Consider the following 26,096-nt stretch of genomic DNA (forward strand, 5'->3'; position numbering starts at 1 on the left):
CAGACTCATCAACTTCAAGCAAGGTGGAAACAATGGCCAACCACGGTCGCCCGGGTGCAATCCGCAAGAAAAAGAAGGGTGCCACCGTCGGTACCGGAGGCCACGGCCGCAAGGCACTGGAAGGCAAGGGACCCACGCCCAAGGCGGAGGACCGCGTCTACCACAAGGCCCACAAGAACAAGCAGCTCGCTGAGCGCTCGGCCGCCAAGCGCGGTACCGGCCGCCTCGCCGCGGGCCGCAGTTCCGGTCCCAAGGGCCGCGCCACCGAAGAGTTCGTCACCGGCCGCAACTCGGTCGTTGAAGCGCTGCGCGCCGGTGTGCCCGCCAAGGCCCTGCACGTTGCCATCCGCATCGAGATGGACGACCGCGTCAAGGAATCGCTGAAGATCGCGACCGAGCGCGGCATCCCGCTGCTCGAAACCGGTAAGCCCGAGCTGGACCGCATGACCGAAGACGCTGTCCACCAGGGTCTCGTCCTGCAGATCCCGCCGTATGAGTACCAGGACGCCTACGACCTCGCCGAGGAAACCGTAGCCAAGTGGAAGAAGGGGCACATCGGCAACGCCCCGCTCTTCGTCGCGCTCGACGGCATCACCGACCCCCGCAACCTCGGTGCGATCATTCGCTCTGTCTCCGCCTTCAGCGGCCATGGCGTCATCGTTCCCGAGCGCCGCTCAGTGGGCGTTACGGCCGCGGCCTGGAAGACCAGCGCCGGTGCGGCCGTCCGTGTCCCGGTGGCCCGTGCATCGAACCTCAACAACGCGCTCAAGCAGTTCAAGGACATGGGTATCTTTGTGCTCGGCCTCGATGGCGGCGGCGACGTCTCACTGCCGGACCTCACTGTGGCCACGGAACCCGTATGCATCGTGGTGGGTTCCGAAGGCAAGGGCCTGAGCCGCCTGGTCCGCGAGAACTGCGACCAGATTGTGTCGATTCCCATCGACTCGGCCATGGAATCGCTTAACGCCTCCATGGCCGTGGGCATTTCCCTGTACGAAGTGTCGCGCCAGCGCGTTGCACAGTAGTCCTCGCTAACGCTCCGCGGTCGCCTGGCGAACGCTCTCTCACATAAACCCGGCTTGTGGCGAACGCTCTCTCACATAAACCCGGCTTTTGGCGAACGCTCTCTCACATAAACCCGGCTTTTGGCGAACGCTCTCTCACATAACCCCGGCTTTTGGCGAACGCTCTCTCACTTCCTCCCGGGAGGTGAGAGAGCGTCGGCAGGAAAGGGGATTTAGGTGAGAGAGCGTCGGCAGGAAAGGGGATTTAGGTGAGAGAGCGTCGGCCGGAAGGTGGTTTTTGGTGAGAGAGCGTCGGCCGGAAGGTGGTTTTTGGTGAGAGAGCGTCGGGGGAGGGACTAGAAGTCGCGGCGGTTGGCAAGGACCGGGAGCTTCTGGCGGGCATCATCCACCACAGAGGCGTCGAGGTCCGCGAAGATCAGCCCGGGCTCACCTTGGAGTCCTTCCATAACCTGGCCAAAGGGGGACACGACGGCGGAGTACCCGACTCCCGTGGGCGCCGCGCCTTTGGCTTCGATGCCCTGGCTGGCCGGATCACCTTGCCCGCACGCCAGGACGAACGTGGTGGTATCAACGGCGCGGGCACGGGCCAGGAGCTGCCACTGATCGGCTTTCCCCGGGCCGGCGCCCCAGGAAGCGGACACGATATTGACCACGGCACCACGTTGGGCGTTGGCCGTGAACAGGGCCGGGAAACGGATGTCGTAACACGTGGCCAAACCGAAGGTGAGGCCACCGGCGTCGAACGTTACCGGCGCTGTACCGGCTTCAACGGTGTCCGATTCCGCAAAGCCGAACGCGTCGAAAAGGTGGATCTTGTCATAGCTGGCCTCGACGCCGGGACCGGTGGCCAGGAGCGTGTTGCGCACGCGCGGCTTGCCGGATTCGGAGGCAGTACCCGGCGTGAACATGCCGGTTACGATCACGAGGTCCAGTTCGGCAGCCAAGTCCCGCACGCGGGAGGCCCATGGGCCGTCCAACGGTTCGGCGATGTCCACCAGGGAGTTGCCGAAAGCGCGCATCATCGCCTCCGGGAAAACCACCAGCGCCGCTCCGCCCTCTTTGGCTTTCCGGGCGTATTCCTCAAGGATCCGCAGGTTTTCCTGCAGGTCCCGGCCGGTAATGACTTGAGCAAGTGCCACGCGCACGGTTGTTCCTCCTGTTGTTCCACTCCAACCTAGGGCACGTTGTCCAAAAGAGACACCGTGTATGTCGTCACACGGCGCACTGTGGCCGCACTTACTCGTCGTGGAACTAAACTTGCAAGCAATGGTTATGCCTATTTTGGACACAGCGGCCACCACGGATGCCTCGCGTCCCGGGCCCCTCGGACTGAGCGCACCCCGGCCCGGGCAGTTCGGTGAGCCCAACGCCCGGGACGGCCAGGTCAACGTCGCGGTATTCGCACCCGACCTGGACCGTGTTGAGGTTGCGTACCAGGCGCCCGGTGATGGTTGGCGCGTCCACACTCTTCCCAACGTGGAGGACGGCGTCCATTTCGGCATCGTCGGCGGCATGCCGCCCGGCACACGCTACGGCTTCCGCGCGGCTCCCTCTGAGGGGGGCCTTCCCCTCTCGGTCCCCTCCCTGGATTTTGACGACGACGGCGGACAACCCCTCCTGCTCGATCCATACGGACGCGCCGTGGACCAGCGGGGCGAATTCCTGACCAGTGTGCACGTGGCTACCGGATTCGATTGGGGCGACGACCAACCCCCGCGCACTCCGATGCGGAGCACCGTCATCTATGAGGCCCACGTCCGCGGCCAGACAATGCTCCATCCGGACATCCCCCAGCACTTGCGGGGAACGTATGCAGGCATGGCCCACCCGGTGATGATCCAGCATCTCACCGAGCTTGGCATCACCGCAGTGCAGCTGCTGCCGATCCATTTCCACCAGGACGAAGCCCACCTCCAGGACCTCGGCCTGACCAACTACTGGGGCTACAACACCGCGGCATTCTTTGCCCCGCACTCCGACTACGCAACGGAGGCTGCCCGCAATGCCGGGCCGCACGCGGTGCAGGACGAACTCAAGGGCATGATCAAGCTGCTGCACGCAGCGGGCATCGAAGTCCTCCTGGACGTGGTCTACAACCACACCGCCGAAGCCGGTCCCGACGGTCCGCCCACCAGCTTCCGGGGCCTCGCGGAAAAGCGGTACTACCGGCACGACGCCCACGGCCGCTACCTGGACACCACTGGTTGCGGCAATACCTTGGACTTCAGCGATCCCGTGGTGGTCGACCTTGCCCTCGACTCCCTGCGGTACTGGGTCAACGACTTCCACGTGGATGGCTTCCGCTTCGACCTCGCTGTCACGCTGTGCCGGGATTCCGGAAACCAGTTCGACCCGCACCACCCGTTCCTGACGGCCATTGCCGAGGACCCCGTGCTTTCCAGGGTCAAGCTGATCGCCGAGCCGTGGGACGTGGGGTACGGTGGCTGGCAGACAGGCCGTTTCCCGGAGGGCTGGGCAGATTGGAACGACCACTTTCGGGACGGCGTGCGGCGTTTCTGGCTATCGGACCGCGCAGCGATCGAGGCCGGCGGGCAGGGTGGCTCCATCGCATCCCTTGCTGAACTCATGGCAGGGTCGCAGGGGCTGTTCGCCCCGTCCGGGCGGACCCGTTTGGCATCGGTCAACTTCGTCACCGCCCACGACGGCTTCACGTTGAAGGACCTGGTCAGCTACGACCGAAAGCACAATGAGGCCAACGGCGAACAGAACCGTGACGGCCACGGCGACAACCGCAGCTATAACCACGGCGTTGAGGGCCGCAGCGAAAACGAAACGATCGTAGCTGCCCGTGCGCTGTCCGTGCGCAACCTCATGGCCACCCTGCTGTTATCCATTGGCGTGCCCATGATGACCGCGGGTGACGAACTTGGCCGGACCCAGCACGGGAACAACAACGCCTACTGCCAGGACAATCCCACTGCCTGGCTGGACTGGAGTTGGCCACAGGAGGCCGTGTCCATGTTCAGGACCACCCGGGAGTTGGTGCGCCTGCGCCGGTGGTTCCTGCGTCACCAGCCGGAGGACTTCCCGGAGACAGCCAACAATTCCAGCCTCCAGTGGTTCGACGACAAGGGCAAGCGGATGACGCCGGTGCACTGGAATGATCCCAACGTCCGCACCGTGCAGCTCCTGATGGGCCATGAAGACAGTGAGGTCCGGGGCCTGGTGGTAGTCAACGGAAGCAACCAGGATCTTCGGATGGTGCTGCCGGACATCCCCAGCGACAGGGGAACCGGCAAACGCATGTTTGAGCTTCGCTTTACCACCTCCGTGCTGCATGAACGCCGGAAGGGTGCCTTGGTGGCTGCAGGGGAGCGGGACATCCTTCACGCCAACACCATCAACATCTACCGCACCTGACCACCCGGAGCAGCAGGAAGGGACCCATGAAAAGCAGCGGAAGCAAAGTGGTGGCTTTCGCCGCTTTGGTGATTGCCGCCGTCGTGCTTGTTGTCTCGATGGTGGGTGGCGGCCTGCTGGCGTCCGGCACCACCAGCCAGAGCCCCAAGGAAGCCCGGCGGATCGTGGCCGGCAAGCACGGCGCCAAGTACTACACACCGGACCACTACGAGTCGTTCTCGTTCATCGTCGAAGGCAGGTAGGAGCCCATGAAGATCTACTCAGCAGACACCTGGACCCTGGAGGAACTGCAGGCACAGGTGGCCGACGCCGGACGCAGGACCATCCTGGTGCCGCCAGCAGAAACCAAGAAGGCGGTCCTGGAAGTGTTCGGCCAGGTGCTCGATTTCCCCGAGTATTACGGCGTCAACCTGGATGCCCTGAACGACTCCCTGCACGACTTCGCCGATTCCCTGTCCGACGACGGCGACGGTCCGGTCACCATGATCTGGCAGGTTCCGGCGGCCTACCGCACGGACAGATCCTTTGGCGTAGTGTGCGAAATACTTCAGGACGCCGAACGCTACGCCGGCCGTGACCTCACGTTGATTGCGGTGTTCCAGCAATAGGTTCCAGATGCCACCGGCCCGCGTTTTTCGTTGTTTCTCAACAACGAAAAACGCGGGCCGGCTACGTGGTGCGGGCTTACGCGTTCGCGATCAGGCCCAACTCGGCCTTCGACGCCAGGGCGCTGTGCTTCGGGAACACGCGGACGGTGTATCCAAAGGAACCGGAGCGGTTGATGACCAGGTCGCCGCGGAACAGGTGGCGCCCGTTGCCGAGGTCCTCCAGCGGAGCGAGCTCGGCTACCACCACGTCTTCGAGCTCGTCGGATTCCTCAGCGCGTCCGAACGCGACCTCCACGGAGACGTCGTCCGGTGTGAGGCTGTTCAGGGCCACGTAGGCATTGACCTGCAGCGTGTCGCCGACCTGGGGTTCCTCGGACAGGCCCACGGAGTCCACGTGCTCCACCACGATCTCCGGCCAGGCGCTGCGCACCTTGGAGATCCAGGCGGCCAGCTCCTTGGCTTCCTTGTAAGACCCTGCCGTTGCCCGGCGTCCGGAGACGGCGGCCGGGCAGTAGAGCTTGTTGACGTAGTCCTGCAGCATCCGCTCCGCAGATACGGCAGGTCCCAGGTGGGCCAGGGTGTGCTTGATCATGGACACCCAGTGGGTAGGCACCTTTTCCACACCGGATTCGGAGGGTCCTGCCGCCCCCGCGCCCTGCGCCACCGTGGTGCCGTAGAAGCGCGGTGCCACCTGGGTCTCCAGCAGTTCGTAGAGCGCGGCGGCTTCGATCGTGTCGCGCTCATCGGCGGAAGCGCCGTTGTTGGCCGTGGGGATGGCCCAGCCGTTCTCGCCGTCGTACATCTCGTCCCACCAGCCGTCCAGCACGGACAGGTTGAGGGAGCCGTTGATGGCTGCCTTCATACCGGACGTACCGCACGCTTCCAAGGGCCGCAGCGGGTTGTTCAGCCACACATCGCAGCCCGGGAAGAGGGTACGGGCCATCGCAATGTCATAGTTCGGCAGGAACACGATCCTGTGGCGGACCTCGGGGTCGTCGGTGAACCGGACCAGGTCCTGGATCATCTTTTTGCCGGCGTCGTCCGCAGGGTGGGACTTGCCGGCGATCACCAGCTGGATGGGGTGCTTGGGGTCAAGCAGGAGCGCCTTGAGCCGCTTGGGGTCGCGCAGCATGAGCGTGAGCCGCTTGTACGTGGGGACACGGCGGGCGAAGCCGATGGTCAGGACATCGGGATCGAGCACCTTCTCCGTCCAGCCGAGCTCCGCGTCCGCGGCGCCGCGCTTCTTCCAGGAGGCACGCAGGCGGCGCCGGACATCCTCGATCAGCTGGACGCGCAGTTCGCGGCGGAGCGCCCAAACGTCCTCGTCGCTGACGTTGTACGCCAGGTCCCACCGGCCCAGGGCCTCGGCCTCGGCACCGAACTGCTGCCGGGCCAGGGAAGAGATCCGCGGATCCACCCAGGTGGGCACGTGCACGCCGTTGGTCACGGACGTAATCGGAATTTCCGAGTGGTCGAATCCCGGCCACAAGCCGGAGAACATCTCGCGGGACACCACGCCGTGCAGCTTGGCCACACCATTCGCGCGCTGCGCCAGCCGCAGACCCATGACCGCCATGTTGAAGACCGCCGGGTTGCCGCCGTCGAAGTTCTCGCGGCCGAGTTCCAGGATCCGGTCCACGGGCACGTCGGGTGCCAGTCCGGCGTCGAAGAAATGCTTGATCTGCACTGCCTCGAACCGGTCGATGCCGGCCGGCACGGGCGTGTGCGTAGTGAACACCGTGGACGACCTGCCGGCTGCCAGGGCTTCCTCCCACGTCAGGGGAGCGGTGGGGTCGGCCATGGCTTCCTGGATACGTTCAATGCCCAGGAAACCTGCATGGCCCTCATTGGTGTGGAAGACCTCCGGCGCAGGAGTGCCGGTCAGTTCCTGGTAGACGCGCAGGGCCTTGACGCCGCCCATCCCCAGGAGGAGCTCCTGCTGCAGGCGGTGGTCGCCGCCGCCGCCGTACAAGCGGTCCGTGATGCCGCGCGCGGCTTCGTCGTTGGACGGCACGTTTGAGTCCAGCAGCAGCAGGGGAACGCGTCCGACGTCGGCACGCCAGACATGCGCGTGGAGCTCACGGCCGTTGGGCAGCGGCAGGGAGATGTGGACCGGCTTGCCGGGAGTGCCGTCTTCCTTGGAAGGCCAGCGCAGCAGCGTCAGCGGCAGGCCGTCCGGGTCCAGCACGGGGTAGGTTTCCTGCTGCCAGGCATCCCGGGACAGGGACTGCTTGAAATACCCGGCCTGGTACAGGAGGCCCACGCCGATCAGCGGCACGCCGAGGTCGGAAGCTGCCTTGAGGTGGTCACCGGCGAGGATGCCCAGGCCGCCGGAGTACTGGGGCAGGACCTCGGTGATTCCGAATTCGGGGGAGAAGTAGGCAATGCACCTGGGTGCTTCCTCCCCAAGCCCCTGGTACCAGCGCGGTTCGCTGAGGTAGCGGTCAAGGTCCGAAGCCGCTTCCTGTATGCGGTTGACGATCCCGCCGTCGTTGGCAAGGTCCTGCAGCTGCTCGCGGCTGATGGAGCCAAGCAGGGCGATCGGATCGTGCTGCGCTGCCTCCCAGAGAGCCGGGTTGAGGCTCGCAAAAAGTTCCCTCGTGGGCCGGTGCCAGGACCAACGCAGGTTGGTGGCCAACCGGGCCAAAGGCCGGATGGGCTCAGGGAGGACGGTACGGACTGTAAACCTTCGAATTGCCTTCACGAGCGCCACACTAACGGACTCACATGGCAGTCGGAACTGCTTTGGGTTTCTTTTAGGTAAAAGACACCTTGCGTCAAGAAGATAGGTCGTGTGCTTAGCATTCTGTGATTTTTGTCGCTAACGTCGTGGTTGTGACGACTACCTCGCGAACCTTGACCGCCCTGAAATCCAAGACAAAAACGGACATCACCGACGGACTTCGCTTCGGCCGGTTCCCCATCACGGCAGTTCAGCCGGTGGTAGAGGGTGGCCGCTTTCCCGCCAAGGCACTCCCGGGCGAGGACATCGCCGTCAGTGCCACGGTGTTCCGCGAAGGCCATGACCAGCTCGGCGTGTCGGCAGTGCTGCTCGACCCCCGCGGCCGGGAACGCCAGCGTGTCCGCCTTTCACCTTCCCAGGAGGAACGCTGGAAGGGCCGTGACCGCTGGGTGGGCCAGCTGACCCCGGCAGGCACCGGTGCCTGGTCCTTCGTGATCGAGGCCTGGCACGACCGCTACGGCACCTGGCACCACAACGCCGAGGTCAAGGTCGCTGCGGGAATCGATGTTGAGTTGATGCTCGCCGAGGGCGCAGCCCTCCTGTCGGAAGCGGCAGATGACGACGCCGGACGCAGCGCTGCGGACAAGCGCACCTTCCGCGCCGCGTCAGTTGCGCTCGCCGACACCACCCGGTCTGCCGAGGAGCGCCTTGGTGCCGGTTTCAGCCCCGAGGTGCTGGCCGCCGTCGGGCGTGTTCCCATCCGCGAACTGGTGACGGTCTCGGAGCGGTTCCCCCTGCAGGTGGAACGTGACCTGGCGGGCCGCGGCGCCTGGTATGAGTTCTTCCCGCGCTCGGAGGGCGCAGTCCTGGACCACGCCACCGGCGTGTGGACCTCGGGCACCTTCCGGACTGCCGCTAAGCGGCTGGATGCCGTGGCCGGGATGGGCTTCGACGTCATCTACATGCCCCCGATCCACCCGATCGGTTTCCAGCACCGCAAGGGCCGCAACAATACCCTGACTCCGGGCCCGCAGGACCCCGGTTCTCCGTGGGCGATCGGTTCCAAGGACGGCGGCCATGACGCCATCCACCCGGACCTGGGCACTTTCGAGGACTTCGACGCATTCGTGGCCCGCGCCAACGAACTGGGCCTGGAAGTGGCCTTGGACCTGGCCTTGCAGGCTGCTCCGGACCACCCCTGGGTCACCTCGAATCCTGAGTGGTTCACCACGCGGGTGGACGGAACCATTGCCTACGCGGAAAACCCGCCCAAGAAATACCAGGACATTTATCCGCTGAATTTCGACAATGATCCGGCAGGCCTTTCCAAGGAAATCCTGAGGATCGTCCAGCTGTGGATCAGCCATGGCGTCAAGATTTTCCGGGTGGACAACCCGCACACAAAGCCGGTGTGGTTCTGGGAATGGCTGATTGGCAAGATCAACAAAAAGAACCCCGAAGTTGTCTTCCTTGCCGAAGCCTTCACACGGCCGGCCATGATGCACGCCCTGGGTCGGGCGGGCTTCCAGCAGTCGTACACGTACTTCACGTGGCGGAACACCAAGACTGAACTTGAGGAGTACTTCCACGAGGTCAGCCACGAAAGCGCACCGTTCTTCCGGCCCAACTTCTTTGTGAACACCCCGGACATTCTGACCGAGTACCTCCAGTACGGCGGCCCGGCGGCGTTCAAAATCCGGGCGGTCCTCGCCTCCACTGCCAGCCCGCTTTGGGGTGTCTATGCGGGCTACGAATTGTATGAGCATGTGGCCAGGCCAGGCGCGGAAGAGTACATCGACAACGAAAAGTACGAGTACAAGGCCCGCGACTGGGAAGGCGCGGCGGCGTCCGGCCACAGCCTGGCTCCCTTCATCACCCGGCTCAACGCGATCCGCAAGGGGCATGTGGCGCTGGGCGACCTGCAGAACCTCACCCTGCACAGCAGTACGGATGACGCCACGGTGGTGTACTCCAAGCACAAGACGCTGCCGGACGGCACCAAGGACACCTTGATCATCGTGGTCAATGTGGATCCGCACAGCGTCCGCGAGAGCACGGTCTCCCTGGACCTGGCGGCGCTGCAGCTGGACCCGGGAGACTACAACGAGGACGGCCGGTTCAGGGTGGACGACCTCATCAGCGGCCAAAGCTGGGAATGGGGAGAACACAACTACGTCCGGCTTGACGCCCACCACGAGCCCGCACACATCCTCCACATCAGGAGGCAGCCTTAGTGAGTTTTTCCCCGCAGAACCCGAGCCAGTACTTCACTCCGAAGAACACCTTCGAGTTGAACGCCCCAGGTCTCCAGCATGATCCGCACTGGTACCGCAAGGCAGTTTTCTACGAAGTACTGGTCCGGGCTTTTGCGGACACCAACGGGGATGGGTCCGGGGACTTCCACGGGTTGATCGACAAACTCGACTATCTCCAATGGCTGGGTGTCGATTGCCTGTGGTTGCCGCCGTTCTTCCATTCGCCGCTGCGCGACGGCGGTTACGACATCGCCGACTACACGTCCGTGCTGGATGAATTCGGTACCATCAGCGACTTCAAGCGTCTGGTGGCAGAAGCCCACGCCAGGGGCGTCCGGGTCATCATCGACCTGCCACTGAACCACACCTCGGACCAGCACCCCTGGTTCCAGGAATCCAGGAAAGACCCCACGGGTCCGTACGGCGACTTCTACGTGTGGAGCGATACTGACGAGAAATACCAGGACGCACGCATCATTTTTGTGGACACGGAAGAGTCCAACTGGACGTTCGATCCCATCCGTCGCCAGTTCTTCTGGCACCGGTTCTTCAGCCACCAGCCTGACCTGAACTTCGAAAACCCCGCCGTCATCGAGGCGCTCTATGACGTCGTCCGCTTCTGGCTCGACCAGGGCATCGATGGGTTCCGGGCCGACGCGGTTCCGTATCTGTTCGAAGAAGAGGGAACCAACTGCGAAAACCTGCCTGCCACGCACGCCTTCCTCAGGGACCTGCGGCGCATGGTGGATGCCAACTACCCCGGCCGTGTGATCATCGCAGAGGCCAACCAGCCCCCGCATGAGGTGGTGGAATACTTCGGCACGGACGATGATCCGGAATGCCACATGGCCTTCCACTTCCCGATCATGCCCCGGCTGTACTACGCCTTGCGGGACCAGAAAGCCGCCCCGATCATCCAGACGCTGAGGGAGACCCCGGAAATTCCGCGCGGCGCCCAGTGGGGAACCTTCCTGCGCAACCACGATGAACTCACCCTGGAAATGGTCACTGCCGACGAGCGTGCCGCGATGCTCGGCTGGTACGCACCGGACCCGCGCATGCGTGCCAACATCGGCATCCGCCGGCGGCTGGCGCCGTTGCTGGACAATTCCCGCGCCGAGATCGAGCTCATCAACGCCTTGCTGCTGTCCATGCCCGGCAGCCCGTTCCTGTACTACGGCGACGAGATCGGCATGGGGGACAACATCTGGCTGGACGACCGCGACGCCGTGCGCACGCCCATGCAGTGGAACCCGGACCGCAACGCGGGCTTCTCCGCCGCGGATCCGGGCAAGTTGTACCTGCCGGTCATCCAGTCCCTGGTCTACAACTACGGCATGGCCAACGTGGAGGCGCAGGCTGCCCATTCCGGGTCGCTGCTGCGGTGGACCCGGCAGATCCTGAGCGTACGCAGGAACCACCCGGCCTTCGGCCTGGGGTCTTACCGGAACATCGAGGCGGACCACGAGGTAGTGCTCGCGTACGTGCGGGAGCTTGTGCCGGGCAACCCGGAGGGGGAGGACCCGGAGACCATCCTGTGCGTCTTCAACCTGTCCCAGCACCCTGTAGCCGCCACCCTGGACCTGCCGGAGTTTGCCGGCAGGGGTTTCCGCGATATTTTCGGCGGCCAGCCGTTTCCCGCTGTAGGGGACAACGGACACCTGACCGTCATGCTGGGGAGCCACGCCTTTTACTGGCTGCGGCTTCGTTCAGCTTTTTCCAATCCCTCGTCGCCTATGACGCAGGCGATCCCAGTGGTGTCGACGAAAGGATGAGATGAGCAAGGGAACGCTTAACCCCTCGATTGAAAGTCTTCTCCGGAGCTGGCTTCCCACTAAGCGGTGGTTTCCGGTAAAAAGCCCGGACTTTGGGCTGGAGCGCGTGGGTGGGTTCACGCTGCAGGACCCGGGCGGCGCTGCCGGGTTGGAGGTCCTGCTGCTGGCCGTGACGTACAAAACGTCCGACGGCGGCCCCCGCACCGATGTGGTCCAGGTGCCGCTGAGCTTCCGGACCCAGCCCCTGGCAGATGCCCCCACAGCCTTGCTGGGGGAGTTCACCGATCCGAAGCTGGGGCTCCGCCTGGTGTACGACGCGGTCTTCGATGCCGGCTTCGTGACCGCATGGCTTGGGCTCATGCGGTTGGAATCCGCGGTGGGCAACGGTCTGGTGCAGGGGCACCTGACCCGCGGACGTGTCACCCTTCCCGCTCAGCCGACCTCCGTACGGGTCCTCTCCGGCGAGCAGTCCAACACCTCAGTCATCGTGGACGACGGCGGTTCGGCAGCGATCGTCAAGATCTTCCGTGTGCTGGCTGCGGGCAGGAACCCGGAGGTGGAACTGGGAGCAGCCCTTACCGCGGCCGGGACCAGCGAGGTCCCGGCAACGCTCGGGTGGATCACGGGGTCCTGGGACGCTTCGGACAGCAACGGCCCTGCTGCCGGCGAACTGACTGTGGCACACGAATTCCTTGCCGGCGGGCAGGATGCGTGGCGCCTGGCTGTTGAGGCTGCGTCTTCGGGCAAGGATTTCACCGAAGAGGCCCACGGACTTGGTGCCGCTACCGCGACCGTCCATGCCAGGCTTGCGGAGACCTTCGGAACTTCCGGAGCCGATGCCGGCGAGGGCCAGGGGAACGCCGTTGTCGCCGAGTTGACCCGACGCATCCGTGCCTCATGGGCGGAAGCTGCTGCCGCCGTCGGGCCTTACGACTCAAGCCTGGAATCCCTGCTCGGTGACGTCGACGCCACAGCGGTCGAACGCCTGCAACGGGTCCACGGCGACCTGCACCTGGGCCAGATCCTCAAGGTGCCCGGAACCGGCGGGACACCGGACCGTTGGGCCATCCTGGACTTTGAGGGCGAACCCCTGCGCACCATTGACGAGCGCAATACTCCCGACCTGCCGCTGCGGGACGTCGTGGGCATGCTCCGCTCGTTCGACTACGCCGCAGGAGCGGCCGTCCGAGAAAACCCGGCAGCGTCAGTGCCCGATTCGTGGGTGGATGACTGTGCGGAAGCGTTCCTGGCTGGGTACGGAGAGGTTAACCCGGGAACCATAGACCGCCGCTCGCCGCTCTTTGTGGCATTGTGGCTGGACAAGGCCTTATACGAGGTGGTCTACGAGCTGCGGAACAGACCGGACTGGCTGTCCATTCCGGTCAACGCATCCCGGCGGATCCTCGACAACACGAGCAGCGGCGGAAACGCGGCAGCTACAGCGGAAGGTAATGACATGACAGGCTCTGCACGCACCGAACGGCCCCGGGTTCCCCTCCACGTGGACCCTGAGACCTTGGCCCGTGTGGCAGCCGGGGCACACCACGCCCCGCACTCCATCCTGGGCGCACACCTGGACGACCACGGCCACGTCACCATACGGACGGTGAAGCACCTCGCCACCTCAGCCACGGTGGTTACCGAAGCCGGCCGGACCCCCATGGAGCATGAGGCACACGGCATCTGGGTGGCTGTCGTGGAACCGCTTCAGCACGGGCACGTGCCCGACTACCGTTTGGAGGTGGTGTACGACGCCGATCCCGTCACCATTGATGACCCCTACCACTACTTGCCGACCGTGGGCGAAATGGACTTGCACCTGATCGGTGAAGGCCGCCACGAACGGCTGTGGGACGTGCTGGGAGCGCACCTGCAGAGCTACCGGACGTCACTGGGCGACGTGAACGGCACCTCCTTTGCCGTCTGGGCGCCCAACGCGCAGGCTGTTCGCGTCAAGGGCGATTTCAATGGCTGGGACGGCCGCCACCATGCCCTCCGTTCGCTGGGATCCTCGGGTGTCTGGGAGGTCTTCATTCCCGGCGTTGCAGCAGGGGCGTGCTACAAATACGAGATCCTCACGCGGGCCGGTCACTGGGTGGAAAAGGCCGACCCGTTGGCCTTCGGCACTGAAGTTCCGCCGCTCACGGCCTCCCGCGTCATCGACTCCAACTACCGGTTCAAGGACTCCGAGTGGATGGAAGCACGGGCGCGGAAGGACCCGCACAACTCGCCCATGAGCGTCTACGAGGTCCACCTTGGCTCCTGGCGCCTTGGCCTTGGCTATAAGGAATTGGCCAAGGAACTGGTGGACTACGTGAAGTGGCTCGGCTTCACCCACGTGGAGTTCATGCCGGTGGCGGAGCACCCCTTCGGCGGCTCCTGGGGTTACCAGGTCACCTCCTACTTTGCGCCTACCTCGCGGTTCGGCCACCCGGACGAGTTCCGCTTCCTGGTCGATTCCCTTCACCAGGCCGGCATCGGCGTGCTGTTGGACTGGGTACCTGCGCACTTCCCCAAGGACTCCTGGGCCCTGGCCCGTTTTGACGGTGAGCCACTCTACGAGCACTCGGACCCGAACCTCGGCGAGCACCCGGACTGGGGCACGCTGATCTTCGACTTCGGCAGGCGGGAAGTGCGGAACTTCCTGGTGGCCAACGCCCTCTACTGGCTTGATGAATTCCACATCGACGGATTGCGCGTTGATGCCGTGGCGTCCATGATCTACCTGGACTACTCGCGGCAGGAAGGACAGTGGCAGCCGAACAAGTTTGGCGGGCGTGAGAACCTGGAGGCCATCTCCTTCATGCAGGAAGTGAATGCCACGGTCTACAAGACACACCCCGGAGCTGTGACCATCGCGGAGGAATCCACCGCGTTCCCCGGAGTTACTGCTCCCACCAACCATGGCGGCCTTGGCTTTGGGCTGAAGTGGAACATGGGCTGGATGCATGACTCGCTCAAGTACATCTCCGAGGACCCCATCAACCGCAAGTGGCACCACGGAACCATCACCTTCTCCATGGTGTACGCGTTCTCCGAGAACTTCCTGCTGCCCATCAGCCATGACGAGGTAGTGCACGGCAAGGGCTCCATGTTGCGGAAGATGCCCGGTGACCGGTGGCAGCAATTGGCCAACCTGCGCTCATTCTTTGCCTACCAGTGGGCGCACCCCGGCAAGCAGCTCATCTTCATGGGCACCGAATTCGGGCAGGAAGCAGAGTGGTCGGAGCAGTACGGACTCGACTGGTTCCTGGCCGATATCCCTGCCCACCGTGGATTGCAGCTGTTGGTCAAGGACCTCAACGGCCTGTATTCGTCCACGCCGGCGCTCCACGTCAGGGACAACGAGGCCGGCGGCTTCCAGTGGATCAATGGCGGGGACGCGGACCACAACGTCCTGTCCTTCATCCGCTGGGATCACGACGGGAAAGCGCTGGTATGCGCGGTTAACTTCTCCGGCGGTCCCCACCGCGACTACATTCTTGGAGTTCCGGAAGCAGGGAAGTGGAAGGAAGTCCTCAACACCGACTCCGAGGTATACGGTGGCTCGGGCGTGGTGAACAACGGTTCGCTGGTGGCCGCCACTCCAGGTACGGACGGACAGCCTGCAGCGTTGACCGTGACGCTGCCTCCGTTGGGTGCGGCCTGGTTCACGCTGGACTCCTAGTCCGCCGCGGGCTGTCTGAGGGGCCCGGTCCCGGGGGTGATGAACTCCGCGGGGGCCGGGTCTTTCCCTTGTTCAGGGTGACTTTGCGATTCGGCTGAGGCGGTGGTAGAGTTAGTACCCGCGCTGATCCCCACGAGAGATCGCACAGCCCAACACGAAAACCGCAAGGAAATCAGGTTGAGCTTGTTGATTTGACTCGGAGGAATCCAGCGGGTAAGTTTGAAAAGTTGCTCCGGAGCGATCTGCTGGCCTGTGTGGTTGGTGGTGGTGCTGGTTTGTGACCTGTTGTTTGAGAACTCAATAGTGTGCCAAGTTTGTTGATACCGATTGTTTTTTGATTGGTTGGATTTTGCCGGGCCGCCGTGCACCCCCGTGTGTGGTGGTTTGGTTTTCAGCTGGTTTCAGATTTTTGCATGGCTTCTCCTGTCTTTTTCCGGTGGGGGTTGTTGTGTTTTCGTTTTTGTTTTACTTTGACGGAGAGTTTGATCCTGGCTCAGGATGAACGCTGGCGGCGTGCTTAACACATGCAAGTCGAACGATGATCTCCAGCTTGCTGGGGGGATTAGTGGCGAACGGGTGAGTAACACGTGAGTAACCTGCCCTTGACTCTGGGATAAGCCTGGGAAACTGGGTCTAATACCGGATATGACCATCTGGCGCATGTCATGGTGGTGGAAAGCTTTTGTGGTTTTGGATGGACTCGCGGCCTATCAGCTTGTTGGTGGGGTAATGGCCTACCAAGGCGACGACGGGTAGCCGGCCTGAGAGGGTGACCGGCCACACTGGGACTGAGACACGGCCCAGACTCCTACGGGAGGCAGCAGTGGGGAATATTGCACAATGGGCGCAAGCCTGATGCAGCGACGCCGCGTGAGGGATGACGGCCTTCGGGTTGTAAACCTCTTTCAGTAGGGAAGAAGCCTTTCGGGGTGACGGTACTTGCAGAAGAAGCGCCGGCTAACTACGTGCCAGCAGCCGCGGTAATACGTAGGGCGCAAGCGTTATCCGGAATTATTGGGCGTAAAGAGCTCGTAGGCGGTTTGTCGCGTCTGCTGTGAAAGACCGGGGCTCAACTCCGGTTCTGCAGTGGGTACGGGCAGACTAGAGTGCAGTAGGGGAGACTGGAATTCCTGGTGTAGCGGTGAAATGCGCAGATATCAGGAGGAACACCGATGGCGAAGGCAGGTCTCTGGGCTGTAACTGACGCTGAGGAGCGAAAGCATGGGGAGCGAACAGGATTAGATACCCTGGTAGTCCATGCCGTAAACGTTGGGCACTAGGTGTGGGGGACATTCCACGTTTTCCGCGCCGTAGCTAACGCATTAAGTGCCCCGCCTGGGGAGTACGGCCGCAAGGCTAAAACTCAAAGGAATTGACGGGGGCCCGCACAAGCGGCGGAGCATGCGGATTAATTCGATGCAACGCGAAGAACCTTACCAAGGCTTGACATGGACCGGAAAGACCTGGAGACAGGTGCCCCGCTTGCGGCCGGTTTACAGGTGGTGCATGGTTGTCGTCAGCTCGTGTCGTGAGATGTTGGGTTAAGTCCCGCAACGAGCGCAACCCTCGTTCTATGTTGCCAGCGGTTCGGCCGGGGACTCATAGGAGACTGCCGGGGTCAACTCGGAGGAAGGTGGGGACGACGTCAAATCATCATGCCCCTTATGTCTTGGGCTTCACGCATGCTACAATGGCCGGTACAAAGGGTTGCGATACTGTGAGGTGGAGCTAATCCCAAAAAGCCGGTCTCAGTTCGGATTGGGGTCTGCAACTCGACCCCATGAAGTCGGAGTCGCTAGTAATCGCAGATCAGCAACGCTGCGGTGAATACGTTCCCGGGCCTTGTACACACCGCCCGTCAAGTCACGAAAGTTGGTAACACCCGAAGCCGGTGGCCTAACCCTTGTGGGGGGAGCCGTCGAAGGTGGGACCGGCGATTGGGACTAAGTCGTAACAAGGTAGCCGTACCGGAAGGTGCGGCTGGATCACCTCCTTTCTAAGGAGCTGCTAACAACTTGCCGGTGCCCCTGTAGGGGGTGTTGGTGGTTGTCAGTGTTGCCCATTGCGCAGGCGGATGTTCTGCGGTGGGTGCTCATGGGTGGAATATCAACGAATCATTTTTTGTGGTGGCATGGTTTTTGCTGCTGGTGTTCTGGTGTTAGTACGGCGGTCCTGCCCTTTTGTGGTGGGGTTGTTTGGAAGGTGCCGGGGTGTTGGTGGTGGGGGTTGTGTTTGGCGCACTGTTGGGTCCTGAGGCAACAGGACCTTCACGCAGCTTTTTGCGGGGAGACACGTTTCTGGTGTTTCTTTGTTTTCCTGCGGCCGTTTCCTTGTCACACGGGTGCCCCTCTTTTTTGTGGGGTTGTGTGGTGGGGGTGGTTGTTGGGGTTGTTGTTTGAGAACTACATAGTGGACGCGAGCATCTGGACGCATGCACCTGTTGGGTGTGTGTGTTCGTAGCAATTTCTTTGATTTAGAACCTGGGACTGCTGCCTGCCTGTTGGGTGGGTGGTGGTTTTCCTGTGGTTCTCTCGAATGGATTCAAGCATCAGCCAGGCCCCTTGGTGGGGTTTGGTGTGTGTGGTCTAGTTTTTAAGGGCGCACGGTGGATGCCTTGGCATCAGGAGCCGAAGAAGGACGTAGGAATCTGCGATAAGCCTGGGGGAGTTGATAACCGAGCGGTGATCCCAGGATGTCCGAATGGGGAAACCCCGCATAACGCTGCAAGGTGATTGTGTGACCCGTACCTGAACTCATAGGGTGCGTGGGGGGAACGCGGGGAAGTGAAACATCTCAGTACCCGTAGGAAGAGAAAACAAGAGTGATTCCGTTAGTAGTGGCGAGCGAACGCGGATGAGGCTAAACCGACCCATGTGTGATAGCCGGCGGGCGTTGCGTGGGCGGGGTTGTGGGACTTGCTGTACTGGTTCTGCCGGACCGGTGGGGTGAGAGTGCAGGTATAGGTGAACGGTCTTGAAAGGCCGGCCAGAGAGGGTGTGAGTCCCGTAACCGTAATGTTGTGCACCGCCTTTGGTGAGGATCCCAAGTAGCACGGGGCCCGAGAAATCCCGTGTGAATCTGTCAGGACCACCTGATAAGCCTAAATACTTCCTGATGACCGATAGCGGACCAGTACCGTGAGGGAAAGGTGAAAAGTACCCCGGGAGGGGAGTGAAACAGTACCTGAAACCGTGTGCTTACAATCCGTCAGAGCAGCCTTGTTGTTGTGATGGCGTGCCTTTTGAAGAATGAGCCTGCGAGTTAGTGTTACGTCGCGAGGTTAACCCGTGTGGGGCAGCCGTAGCGAAAGCGAGTCTGAACAGGGCGTTTGAGTGGCGTGATCTAGACCCGAAGCGGAGTGATCTACCCATGGCCAGGTTGAAGCGACGGTAAGACGTCGTGGAGGACCGAACCCACTTCAGTTGAAAATGGAGGGGATGAGCTGTGGGTAGGGGTGAAAGGCCAATCAAACTCCGTGATAGCTGGTTCTCCCCGAAATGCATTTAGGTGCAGCGTTGCGTGTTTCTTGCCGGAGGTAGAGCTACTGGATGGCCGATGGGCCCTACAAGGTTACTGACGTCAGCCAAACTCCGAATGCCGGTAAGTCAGAGCGCAGCAGTGAGACTGTGGGGGATAAGCTTCATAGTCGAGAGGGAAACAGCCCAGACCACCAACTAAGGCCCCTAAGCGTGTGCTAAGTGGGAAAGGATGTGGAGTTGCTTAGACAACCAGGAGGTTGGCTTAGAAGCAGCCATCCTTGAAAGAGTGCGTAATAGCTCACTGGTCAAGTGATTCCGCGCCGACAATGTAGCGGGGCTCAAGTACACCGCCGAAGTTGTGGCATTCACACATATACCTCAGCCCTTTGTGGTTCAGGGGTGTGGATGGGTAGGGGAGCGTCGTGTGGGCGGTGAAGTCGCGGTGGAAACCAGCGGTGGAGCCTACACGAGTGAGAATGCAGGCATGAGTAGCGAAAGACGGGTGGGAAACCCGTCCGCCGAATGATCAAGGGTTCCAGGGTCAAGCTAATCTGCCCTGGGTAAGTCGGGACCTAAGGCGAGGCCGACAGGCGTAGTCGATGGACAACGGGTTGATATTCCCGTACCGGCGAAAAACCGCCAATACTGAGCGGGGGATACTAACCACCCCCCACCTGGCCGGATCACCACTTGTGGTGTGATGGTTGTGGTGGTGGCTGGGACCTGATCCCGGGAGGTAAGCGTATTAACAGGTGTGACGCAGGAAGGTAGCCGGGCCGGGCGATGGTAGCCCCGGTCCAAGGATGTAGGGTCAGGGATAGGCAAATCCGTTCCTGTGTGCTTCGAGCACGCTCCTGAGATCTGATGGGACCCCCGTTCGGGGGGATCCGGTGATCCTATGCTGCCTAGAAAAGCATCGACGCGAGGTTTTAGCTGCCCGTACCCCAAACCGACACAGGTGATCAGGTAGAGAATACCAAGGCGATCGAGAGAATTATGGTTAAGGAACTCGGCAAAATGCCCCCGTAACTTCGGGAGAAGGGGGGCCTGCCCCGTGAAACGACCTTGCGTTGTGGAGCGGGTGTGGGCCGCAGAGACCAGGGGGAAGCGACTGTTTACTAAAAACACAGGTCCGTGCGAAGTCGCAAGACGATGTATACGGACTGACTCCTGCCCGGTGCTGGAAGGTTAAGAGGACCGGTTAGCCACCTCGCGTGGCGAAGCTGAGAATTTAAGCCCCAGTAAACGGCGGTGGTAACTATAACCATCCTAAGGTAGCGAAATTCCTTGTCGGGTAAGTTCCGACCTGCACGAATGGAGTAACGACTTCCCCGCTGTCTCAACCATAAACTCGGCGAAATTGCAGTACGAGTAAAGATGCTCGTTACGCGCAGCAGGACGGAAAGACCCCGAGACCTTTACTATAGTTTGGTATTGGTGTTCGGAGTGGCTTGTGTAGGATAGGTGGGAGACGTTGAAGCCCGGACGCCAGTTCGGGTGGAGTCATCGTTGAAATACCACTCTGGTCACTTTGGACATCTAACTTCGGCCCGTGATCCGGGTCAGGGACAGTGCCTGATGGGTAGTTTAACTGGGGCGGTTGCCTCCTAAAGAGTAACGGAGGCGCCCAAAGGTTCCCTCAGCCTGGTTGGCAATCAGGTGTCGAGTGTAAGTGCACAAGGGAGCTTGACTGTGAGAGAGACATCTCAAGCAGGGACGAAAGTCGGGACTAGTGATCCGGCGGTACATTGTGGAATGGCCGTCGCTCAACGGATAAAAGGTACCTCGGGGATAACAGGCTGATCTTGCCCAAGAGTCCATATCGACGGCATGGTTTGGCACCTCGATGTCGGCTCGTCGCATCCTGGGGCTGGAGTAGGTCCCAAGGGTTGGGCTGTTCGCCCATTAAAGCGGTACGCGAGCTGGGTTTAGAACGTCGTGAGACAGTTCGGTCCCTATCCGCTGCGCGCGCAGGAAATTTGAGAAGGGCTGTCCTTAGTACGAGAGGACCGGGACGGACGAACCTCTGGTGTGTCAGTTGTACTGCCAAGTGCACCGCTGATTAGCTACGTTCGGATGGGATAACCGCTGAAAGCATCTAAGCGGGAAGCTCGCTTCAAGATGAGATTTCCACACACCTAGCGTGTGAGAGGCCCCCAGCCAGACCACTGGGTTGATAGGCCGGACGTGGAAGCGAGGACCAAAGACTCGTGAAGCTGACCGGTACTAATAGGCCAACAACTAACACCACACACACTTGCATGCACGCGTCCACTATGTGGTTCCCGAACAACAACCCGTTCAGGAAAACCAACCACAACCAAATAACAACACCACAGTTGTAACCACACAAACTTCCCACCCCCCCAACACGGGGGGACGGGTAACAAGGTTACGGCGGTCATAGCGTGGGGGAAACGCCCGGTCCCATTCCGAACCCGGAAGCTAAGACCCACAGCGCCGATGGTACTGCACCCGGGAGGGTGTGGGAGAGTAGGACACCGCCGGACACACTTCAACGGAGGAGCCTCGACCACGACGGTCGGGGCTCCACCCATTTAAGCCCGGCAAACATCCCCACAGGTAGAGTTGTTGCTCATGGACAGTCTTTTTAGCCATCCCGAGCCGGACCCGGCCCCACCTTCCCCGGAGGCCTTCGACCTGGAGCCGCTTGTGGTCACGGTGGTGGTTCCCGCCGATGTACCCCACGCTTTCATGGGCTTCACAGACCACCCGCATCTCTGGTGGCCGCTTGAAGACGAGAGTGTCTTTGGCGCCGGCTCCCACGTCGAGTTCGAAGAGAACATGATCCTGGAAACAGCCGAAGACGGCCGCACATCTTTGTGGGGGACCATTGATGACTGGCAGCCTCCGCTGTCTTTCCATGCCAGTTGGCATCCCGCAAGCACGGCCCTGTGGTCCACGGAGCTGCGGGTGTCTTTCCGTGCCGTGGACGGCGGAACCGAAGTGCGCCTGGTCCACGACGGCTGGGAAGGTGCCGAGGACCCGGCCGCCAGCCGGGAGTCATATGCCGAAGGGTGGCCCCGCGTCCTGGATCGATACGTGAGGTTCATGGGTGGGGCGGTTGCTTAGGGTCCGCAGGCTCACGGCTGAAGACTGGCCCCTGCTGAAAAAGGTCCGCCTCGAGATGCTTGCCGATACTCCCATGGCCTACGTGGAGAGCCTGGACTCGGCGCGGCGCCAAACCGATACCCAATGGCAGGAACGCGCGGCCGCGATGGCAGGAGACAGCAGTGTCACCTTGGTGGCGGATACCGGCTCGGACGGCGGTCCGCTGTCCGGGTTGATGAGGGTGGTGGTCAAAGAGCCTCAACAACCGGACAGGCCGCTTCAGGCTGTCCTGATCAGCGTGTACGTAGCGCCGCAACACCGTGGCCTTGGTCTTGCCGACGAGCTCCTTGACCAGGCTTGCGCGGCGGCCCGCGAGGAATTGGATGCCGCCATCCTGGAGCTTGGAGTGCACCAAGACAACGCACGGGCACTGGCTTTCTATGCGCGGCACGGGTTTACTCCAACAGGGGCGAGCAAACCCTACCCACAGGACACCAGCAAAAGGGAGCTCATCATGGAGCGGCGGTTGCGCTAGCTGCATCCGTGGAAAGGCTTTCTCCCTTGTGAGGTCGCGGTGGCTAGACTGTGATGACTGAAAACACTGCGAAGACTGCCGGTTTGGCGTGTCCGCGGTGCTCATGTGGAGGAACCACCTTGTCAGACGAAACGGTCATGGCCGGAACAACAGAGGAAAACATCAAGGAGCGGACGCTCGTCAACGTGGACGGCGGCAGCCCCACCGCTGCGGAGCGTGCGTTCCTGGACGAACTTGTCCAGGGACTGGGGCGGGGTCAGGTGGACGAAGGTCATTCCACCCGCACCACCTACTCGGCAGACCAAGGGCCGCTGCCCGAGCGGCACCTGCCCCTCGCCGTCGTATGGGCGGAATCGGTAGGCGACGTACAGCTCATCGTCCGCACGTGCGCTGCCCATGATGTGCCGATTGTCCCCCGCGGGGCGGGTACCGGTGTATCCGGAGGTGCGCACGCAACCGCCGGCTGTATCGTGCTCAGCCTGGAACGGATGACCCGCATCCTGGACCTCAACCCTGATGACGAAACTGCCGTGGTCGAACCTGGCGTCATTAATGCCGACCTTAATGCTGCCGCCGCTGTCCATGGCCTGATGTACGCGCCGGATCCTGCGAGCTACAAGATGTCGACGATCGGCGGCAACGTAGCAACCAATGCCGGCGGATTGCGGTGTGCCAAGTACGGCGTCACCAGGGATTCCGTGCTCGCATTGGATGTGGTCATGGCCGATGGATCGCTTCTGCACACGGGGCACCAGACGTTCAAGGGGGTGGCCGGCTACGACCTGACGGCGCTTTTGGTGGGTTCGGAAGGAACGCTCGGGATTGTGGTGGGAATCACCGTCCGGTTGAAGTACCTGCCCCGGGAGATCCACACCATCGCTGCGTTCTACCAGGACTTCCGCAGTGCCGCCGCAGGGGTGTTGGCGGTAGGCAAGGCACGGGTTCAACCCGCCATCATGGAGCTCCTGGACAACGGGACGCTGGAGCAGCTGGACGATATCAACGGCTCCGATCTCCAGAAGCGCGGCAGATCGTTGTTGCTGGTGCAGACGGACGGTTTTGGTGCCGCGGCCGAAGCTGACGTCGTCAGGCGGGTGCTTGCGGACACCGGCGCCACCGTGACCATGGAGCCCAGCGCCGAAGCGGAAATGCTGGTGGAGCTACGCCGGAACAGCCGCGGCGTGGAAGTGGACGACGAGTTCCGGGTGGGTGAGGACATTGCCGTGCCCAGGTCCCGCCTGGTGGACTTCGTGGCCGAACTCGAGGCCATGGCGATCCGCTTCAACGTCAAACTCAAGGTGGTGGCGCACGCCGGGGACGGCAACCTGCACCCCACGTTCTGGCTGGACCGGGTGGACCCTGCAACGGACTCTGATGCCCTGATCCGGCTCAATGCTGCCTTGGATGAATCCATCCGCGTTGGCCTGGCAATGGGCGGGACCATCACTGGCGAACACGGCGTTGGGCAGTACAAGCTCAGGTGGCTGGGGCTTGAGCAGCCCGAGCCCGTGCGGGAGCTGCAGCGCCGCATCAAGGAACTGTTCGATCCTGCAGGCATTTTGAACCCTGGCAAAGCCATCTAGGACAGTTCGCGTGGCCCCTCGCCCGTCAGGCACGGTCCCTGCCCTGTCCGGGCAGGGGCCACGCGGCGTATCCTCAGCGGTATGAACTCATCGGGCACCCATGAACAAGACACCCCTGCTACGGAGATCCTGCCGGCCAACGAGTGCTGGGAGCTTCTGCGCAGCGTTTCCGTAGGACGCCTGGCAGTCCTGGTGGATGGCCACCCCGACATCTTTCCCGTGAACTACAAAGTGGATCACGGCAGCATGGTTTTCCGTACGGGCGAAGGGACCAAGCTCCACGCAGCGTTGAGCGATGCCCCTGTGGCCATCGAGGCTGACGGCGTTAACGCTGAAACGGGCGTTGCCTGGAGCGTTGTGGCGAAGGGGCAGGCGTCGGCAGTGACGCTGACACAGGAGGTGCTGGATACCATTGGCCTCCTTTTGTTTCCCTGGGAAGCGGGGCAGAAGGACCAATTCATCCGCATCACCCCTGACACCGTGACGGGCAGGCGCTTCAAGGTCACCCCGCCGGTGACGTGGTGGACACCCCTGGATGATGCTCCGACAGCCCGGGGCGAATAGTCCCTAGACCAGTTCCAGCCGGTCGGCCACCACCTTGCCGGCATGAATCACCGTGCGATCCTGGCCGCGGTCCATCACGGTGGAAGCCACCGTCTCACCGTCCACCAGCAGGAGCTCGGCCGGGTCGCCGACCTCGACGCCGGGACGGTGCCTTACGCCCTGAAGCCGCCTTGCGTCCGGATCCAGGATGCTGGCCCCGCCGATGGTGGCGATAGCCAGGCAGTGCTCAATGAGTTCGTCCTGACGGAAGCCGTGGGTGAAAGCCAACTGCCACGTCCGGTCCAGCATGTCGGTGTTGCCGTAGGGGGACCAGTAATCCCGCTGGCCGTCCTCGCCCAGGCCCAGACGGACGCCGGCTTCCGTGAGCAGGGGGATGGGCAGTTGACCTGACGCAGCCGGGGCAACCGAGGCAAGGGACACATCGAGGTCGGCGAAGGCCTCGATGAGCCGCCGTGTGGTGGCCTCACTGACGCTGCCCAGTTGGTAGGCGTGGGACATGGTCACCTTACCCTGCATGCCCAGGGCGCGTGTCCGTTCCAGCACCAGGTCCGTGCTGAAGACACCGAGCTCACCGGGTTCGTGCAGATGGATGTCGATCGGTACCTGGTACTTCTCAGCCAGCCCGAAGACGATGTCCAGATGCCGTGCAGGATCACGGTCCAATGAGCACGGATCGATGCCGCCCACGACGTCGGCGCCCGCTTTCAGGGCCTCTTCCATGAGTTCCACGGTGCCTTCTTCCCTCAACAAACCTGCCTGTGGAAACGCGATGATGTCCACCCCGGCCTTGTCGGAGAACTTCTCCTTGGCCCCGGCCACGGCTTCGAAGCGCTCAAGCCTGCAGTCGACGTCCACTTGCGCGTACGAGCGCACGCGTGTGGTGCCGCGGGCAATCATGCGGCCCAGGGTGGTGTTGACCCGTTCCTGCAGCGGGACCTCGGCGTTGCGCCAGTTCATGCGGTCGTTCATCATCATGTTCCACACCCCCGGCCCTCCGGTGTGCTCCCTGAACGGCAGTCCGATCCGCGTGGAGTCCAAATGAACGTGGACGTCCGAGAAGGATGGAACCAATATCCGGTTGCGGCCTTGGACGATGTCGGTGCCTTCCGGGACTGCGCGTTGAGGATCGTGGGGCTCGACGGCAGTGATCTTCCCGCCTGCGTGGTCGGCAACAATACTGACGTCGCTGAGGGCCTGTCCCCAAGGGCGGACGGCGCGGATCAGGGTATTCAAACGTGGCTCCTTGTGTCCGTTGGGCTCTGCGGACCCGAAGCTGGGAGGGCGCCGCATTGAATACCAAAATAGCTTAATTCCCACAAATGGAGGGAAATAGACCAAGAAAGATACCCACTTGGAATACCAGCTGTAAGCTGCCGAGGCCTGCCCTGCAGGATCTCCCAGCACGTGTAAGCTCGGGAAGAAGCTGGCGTGTTGAGCCGGCTTCAGATCGTGATGCCGGACTGAAGGGA

Annotated in this window: 14 protein-coding genes and 3 rRNA genes; 14 read left to right on the forward strand and 3 right to left on the reverse strand. The window is 62.3% G+C overall.

Annotated features, from left to right (window positions below):
• Nucleotides 1–32: 32 nt before the first annotated feature.
• Nucleotides 33–1,025: a 23S rRNA (guanosine(2251)-2'-O)-methyltransferase RlmB gene (gene rlmB / locus ACUYMZ_RS05230; RefSeq protein WP_426006074.1), complete on the forward strand. Its 993-nt coding sequence runs from the start codon at nt 33–35 to the stop codon at nt 1,023–1,025.
• Between the two features lie 335 nt (nt 1,026–1,360).
• Here the strand turns inward: rlmB and ACUYMZ_RS05235 are convergent, their stop codons facing one another.
• Nucleotides 1,361–2,170, reverse strand: coding sequence for a carbon-nitrogen hydrolase family protein (locus tag ACUYMZ_RS05235; protein ID WP_481602332.1), 810 nt, complete (start codon nt 2,168–2,170; stop codon nt 1,361–1,363).
• Between the two features lie 121 nt (nt 2,171–2,291).
• Between ACUYMZ_RS05235 and glgX the strand changes: the two genes are divergently transcribed.
• Genes glgX through ACUYMZ_RS05250 form a run of 3 tightly spaced genes read left to right on the forward strand, consistent with a single transcriptional unit; the run spans nt 2,292 to nt 5,014 of the window.
• Nucleotides 2,292–4,406, forward strand: coding sequence for a glycogen debranching protein GlgX (gene glgX, locus ACUYMZ_RS05240; protein ID WP_481602333.1), 2,115 nt, complete (start codon nt 2,292–2,294; stop codon nt 4,404–4,406).
• A 26-nt stretch (nt 4,407–4,432) separates the two neighbouring features.
• A complete protein-coding gene (locus ACUYMZ_RS05245) occupies nt 4,433–4,648 on the forward strand; it encodes a hypothetical protein (RefSeq protein WP_481602334.1) in 216 nt (71 codons plus the stop codon).
• 6 nt (nt 4,649–4,654) lie between these two features.
• On the forward strand, nt 4,655–5,014 hold the full coding sequence (locus ACUYMZ_RS05250) for a barstar family protein (RefSeq protein ID WP_481602335.1): 360 nt from the start codon (nt 4,655–4,657) through the stop codon (nt 5,012–5,014).
• A gap of 76 nt (nt 5,015–5,090) precedes the next feature.
• Here ACUYMZ_RS05250 and glgP read toward each other — a convergent pair whose 3' ends face one another.
• The gene (glgP, locus tag ACUYMZ_RS05255; RefSeq protein WP_481602336.1) at nt 5,091–7,718 is read right to left on the reverse strand and encodes an alpha-glucan family phosphorylase; all 2,628 of its coding nucleotides are present in this window, start codon (nt 7,716–7,718) and stop codon (nt 5,091–5,093) included.
• A gap of 125 nt (nt 7,719–7,843) precedes the next feature.
• Between glgP and ACUYMZ_RS05260 the strand changes: the two genes are divergently transcribed.
• The 10 genes from ACUYMZ_RS05260 to ACUYMZ_RS05305 all read left to right on the forward strand — a co-directional run bounded on the left by ACUYMZ_RS05260 (nt 7,844) and on the right by ACUYMZ_RS05305 (nt 24,627).
• Nucleotides 7,844–9,931, forward strand: a complete 2,088-nt coding sequence (locus tag ACUYMZ_RS05260) for an alpha-1,4-glucan--maltose-1-phosphate maltosyltransferase (RefSeq protein WP_481605816.1) — start codon at nt 7,844–7,846, stop codon at nt 9,929–9,931.
• Nucleotides 9,931–11,727, forward strand: a complete 1,797-nt coding sequence (gene treS, locus ACUYMZ_RS05265) for a maltose alpha-D-glucosyltransferase (RefSeq protein ID WP_426006079.1) — start codon at nt 9,931–9,933, stop codon at nt 11,725–11,727. The genes ACUYMZ_RS05260 and treS overlap by 1 nt, the downstream gene beginning before the upstream one ends.
• Nucleotide 11,728: 1 nt before the next feature.
• Nucleotides 11,729–15,394, forward strand: coding sequence for a 1,4-alpha-glucan branching enzyme (locus ACUYMZ_RS05270; RefSeq protein ID WP_481602337.1), 3,666 nt, complete (start codon nt 11,729–11,731; stop codon nt 15,392–15,394).
• 470 nt (nt 15,395–15,864) lie between these two features.
• Nucleotides 15,865–17,390: ribosomal RNA gene (locus ACUYMZ_RS05275) — 16S ribosomal RNA — on the forward strand.
• A 586-nt stretch (nt 17,391–17,976) separates the two neighbouring features.
• Nucleotides 17,977–21,124: ribosomal RNA gene (locus ACUYMZ_RS05280) — 23S ribosomal RNA — on the forward strand.
• A gap of 142 nt (nt 21,125–21,266) precedes the next feature.
• A 5S ribosomal RNA gene (rrf, locus tag ACUYMZ_RS05285) occupies nt 21,267–21,383 on the forward strand.
• The 16S, 23S and 5S rRNA genes sit together here, the layout of an rRNA operon.
• Nucleotides 21,384–21,471: 88 nt before the next feature.
• The gene (locus tag ACUYMZ_RS05290) at nt 21,472–21,966 is read left to right on the forward strand and encodes an SRPBCC domain-containing protein (protein ID WP_481602338.1); all 495 of its coding nucleotides are present in this window, start codon (nt 21,472–21,474) and stop codon (nt 21,964–21,966) included.
• Nucleotides 21,950–22,480: a GNAT family N-acetyltransferase gene (locus ACUYMZ_RS05295; protein WP_481602339.1), complete on the forward strand. Its 531-nt coding sequence runs from the start codon at nt 21,950–21,952 to the stop codon at nt 22,478–22,480. Before ACUYMZ_RS05290 ends, ACUYMZ_RS05295 begins: the two co-directional genes overlap by 17 nt.
• Before the next feature lie 137 nt (nt 22,481–22,617).
• On the forward strand, nt 22,618–24,063 hold the full coding sequence (locus tag ACUYMZ_RS05300) for an FAD-binding oxidoreductase (RefSeq protein ID WP_481605818.1): 1,446 nt from the start codon (nt 22,618–22,620) through the stop codon (nt 24,061–24,063).
• Between the two features lie 81 nt (nt 24,064–24,144).
• A complete protein-coding gene (locus ACUYMZ_RS05305) occupies nt 24,145–24,627 on the forward strand; it encodes a pyridoxamine 5'-phosphate oxidase family protein (protein ID WP_481602340.1) in 483 nt (160 codons plus the stop codon).
• A gap of 3 nt (nt 24,628–24,630) precedes the next feature.
• Here the strand turns inward: ACUYMZ_RS05305 and ACUYMZ_RS05310 are convergent, their stop codons facing one another.
• Nucleotides 24,631–25,860, reverse strand: a complete 1,230-nt coding sequence (locus ACUYMZ_RS05310) for an amidohydrolase family protein (RefSeq protein ID WP_481602341.1) — start codon at nt 25,858–25,860, stop codon at nt 24,631–24,633.
• Nucleotides 25,861–26,096: the final 236 nt, after the last annotated feature.

It is taken from the genome of Arthrobacter sp. T572 (genome assembly GCF_056780115.1).

What these genes read in the sequence shown, in the direction of transcription:
- rlmB (WP_426006074.1), top strand. Translation starts at nt 33, where the DNA reads ATGGCCAACCACGGTCGCCCGGGTGCAATCCGCAAGAAAAAGAAGGGT.
- glgX (WP_481602333.1), top strand. Translation starts at nt 2,292, where the DNA reads ATGGTTATGCCTATTTTGGACACAGCGGCCACCACGGATGCCTCGCGT.
- ACUYMZ_RS05245 (WP_481602334.1), top strand. Translation starts at nt 4,433, where the DNA reads ATGAAAAGCAGCGGAAGCAAAGTGGTGGCTTTCGCCGCTTTGGTGATT.
- ACUYMZ_RS05250 (WP_481602335.1), top strand. Translation starts at nt 4,655, where the DNA reads ATGAAGATCTACTCAGCAGACACCTGGACCCTGGAGGAACTGCAGGCA.
- ACUYMZ_RS05270 (WP_481602337.1), top strand. Translation starts at nt 11,729, where the DNA reads ATGAGCAAGGGAACGCTTAACCCCTCGATTGAAAGTCTTCTCCGGAGC.
- ACUYMZ_RS05290 (WP_481602338.1), top strand. Translation starts at nt 21,472, where the DNA reads ATGGACAGTCTTTTTAGCCATCCCGAGCCGGACCCGGCCCCACCTTCC.
- ACUYMZ_RS05300 (WP_481605818.1), top strand. Translation starts at nt 22,618, where the DNA reads ATGGCCGGAACAACAGAGGAAAACATCAAGGAGCGGACGCTCGTCAAC.
- ACUYMZ_RS05305 (WP_481602340.1), top strand. Translation starts at nt 24,145, where the DNA reads ATGAACTCATCGGGCACCCATGAACAAGACACCCCTGCTACGGAGATC.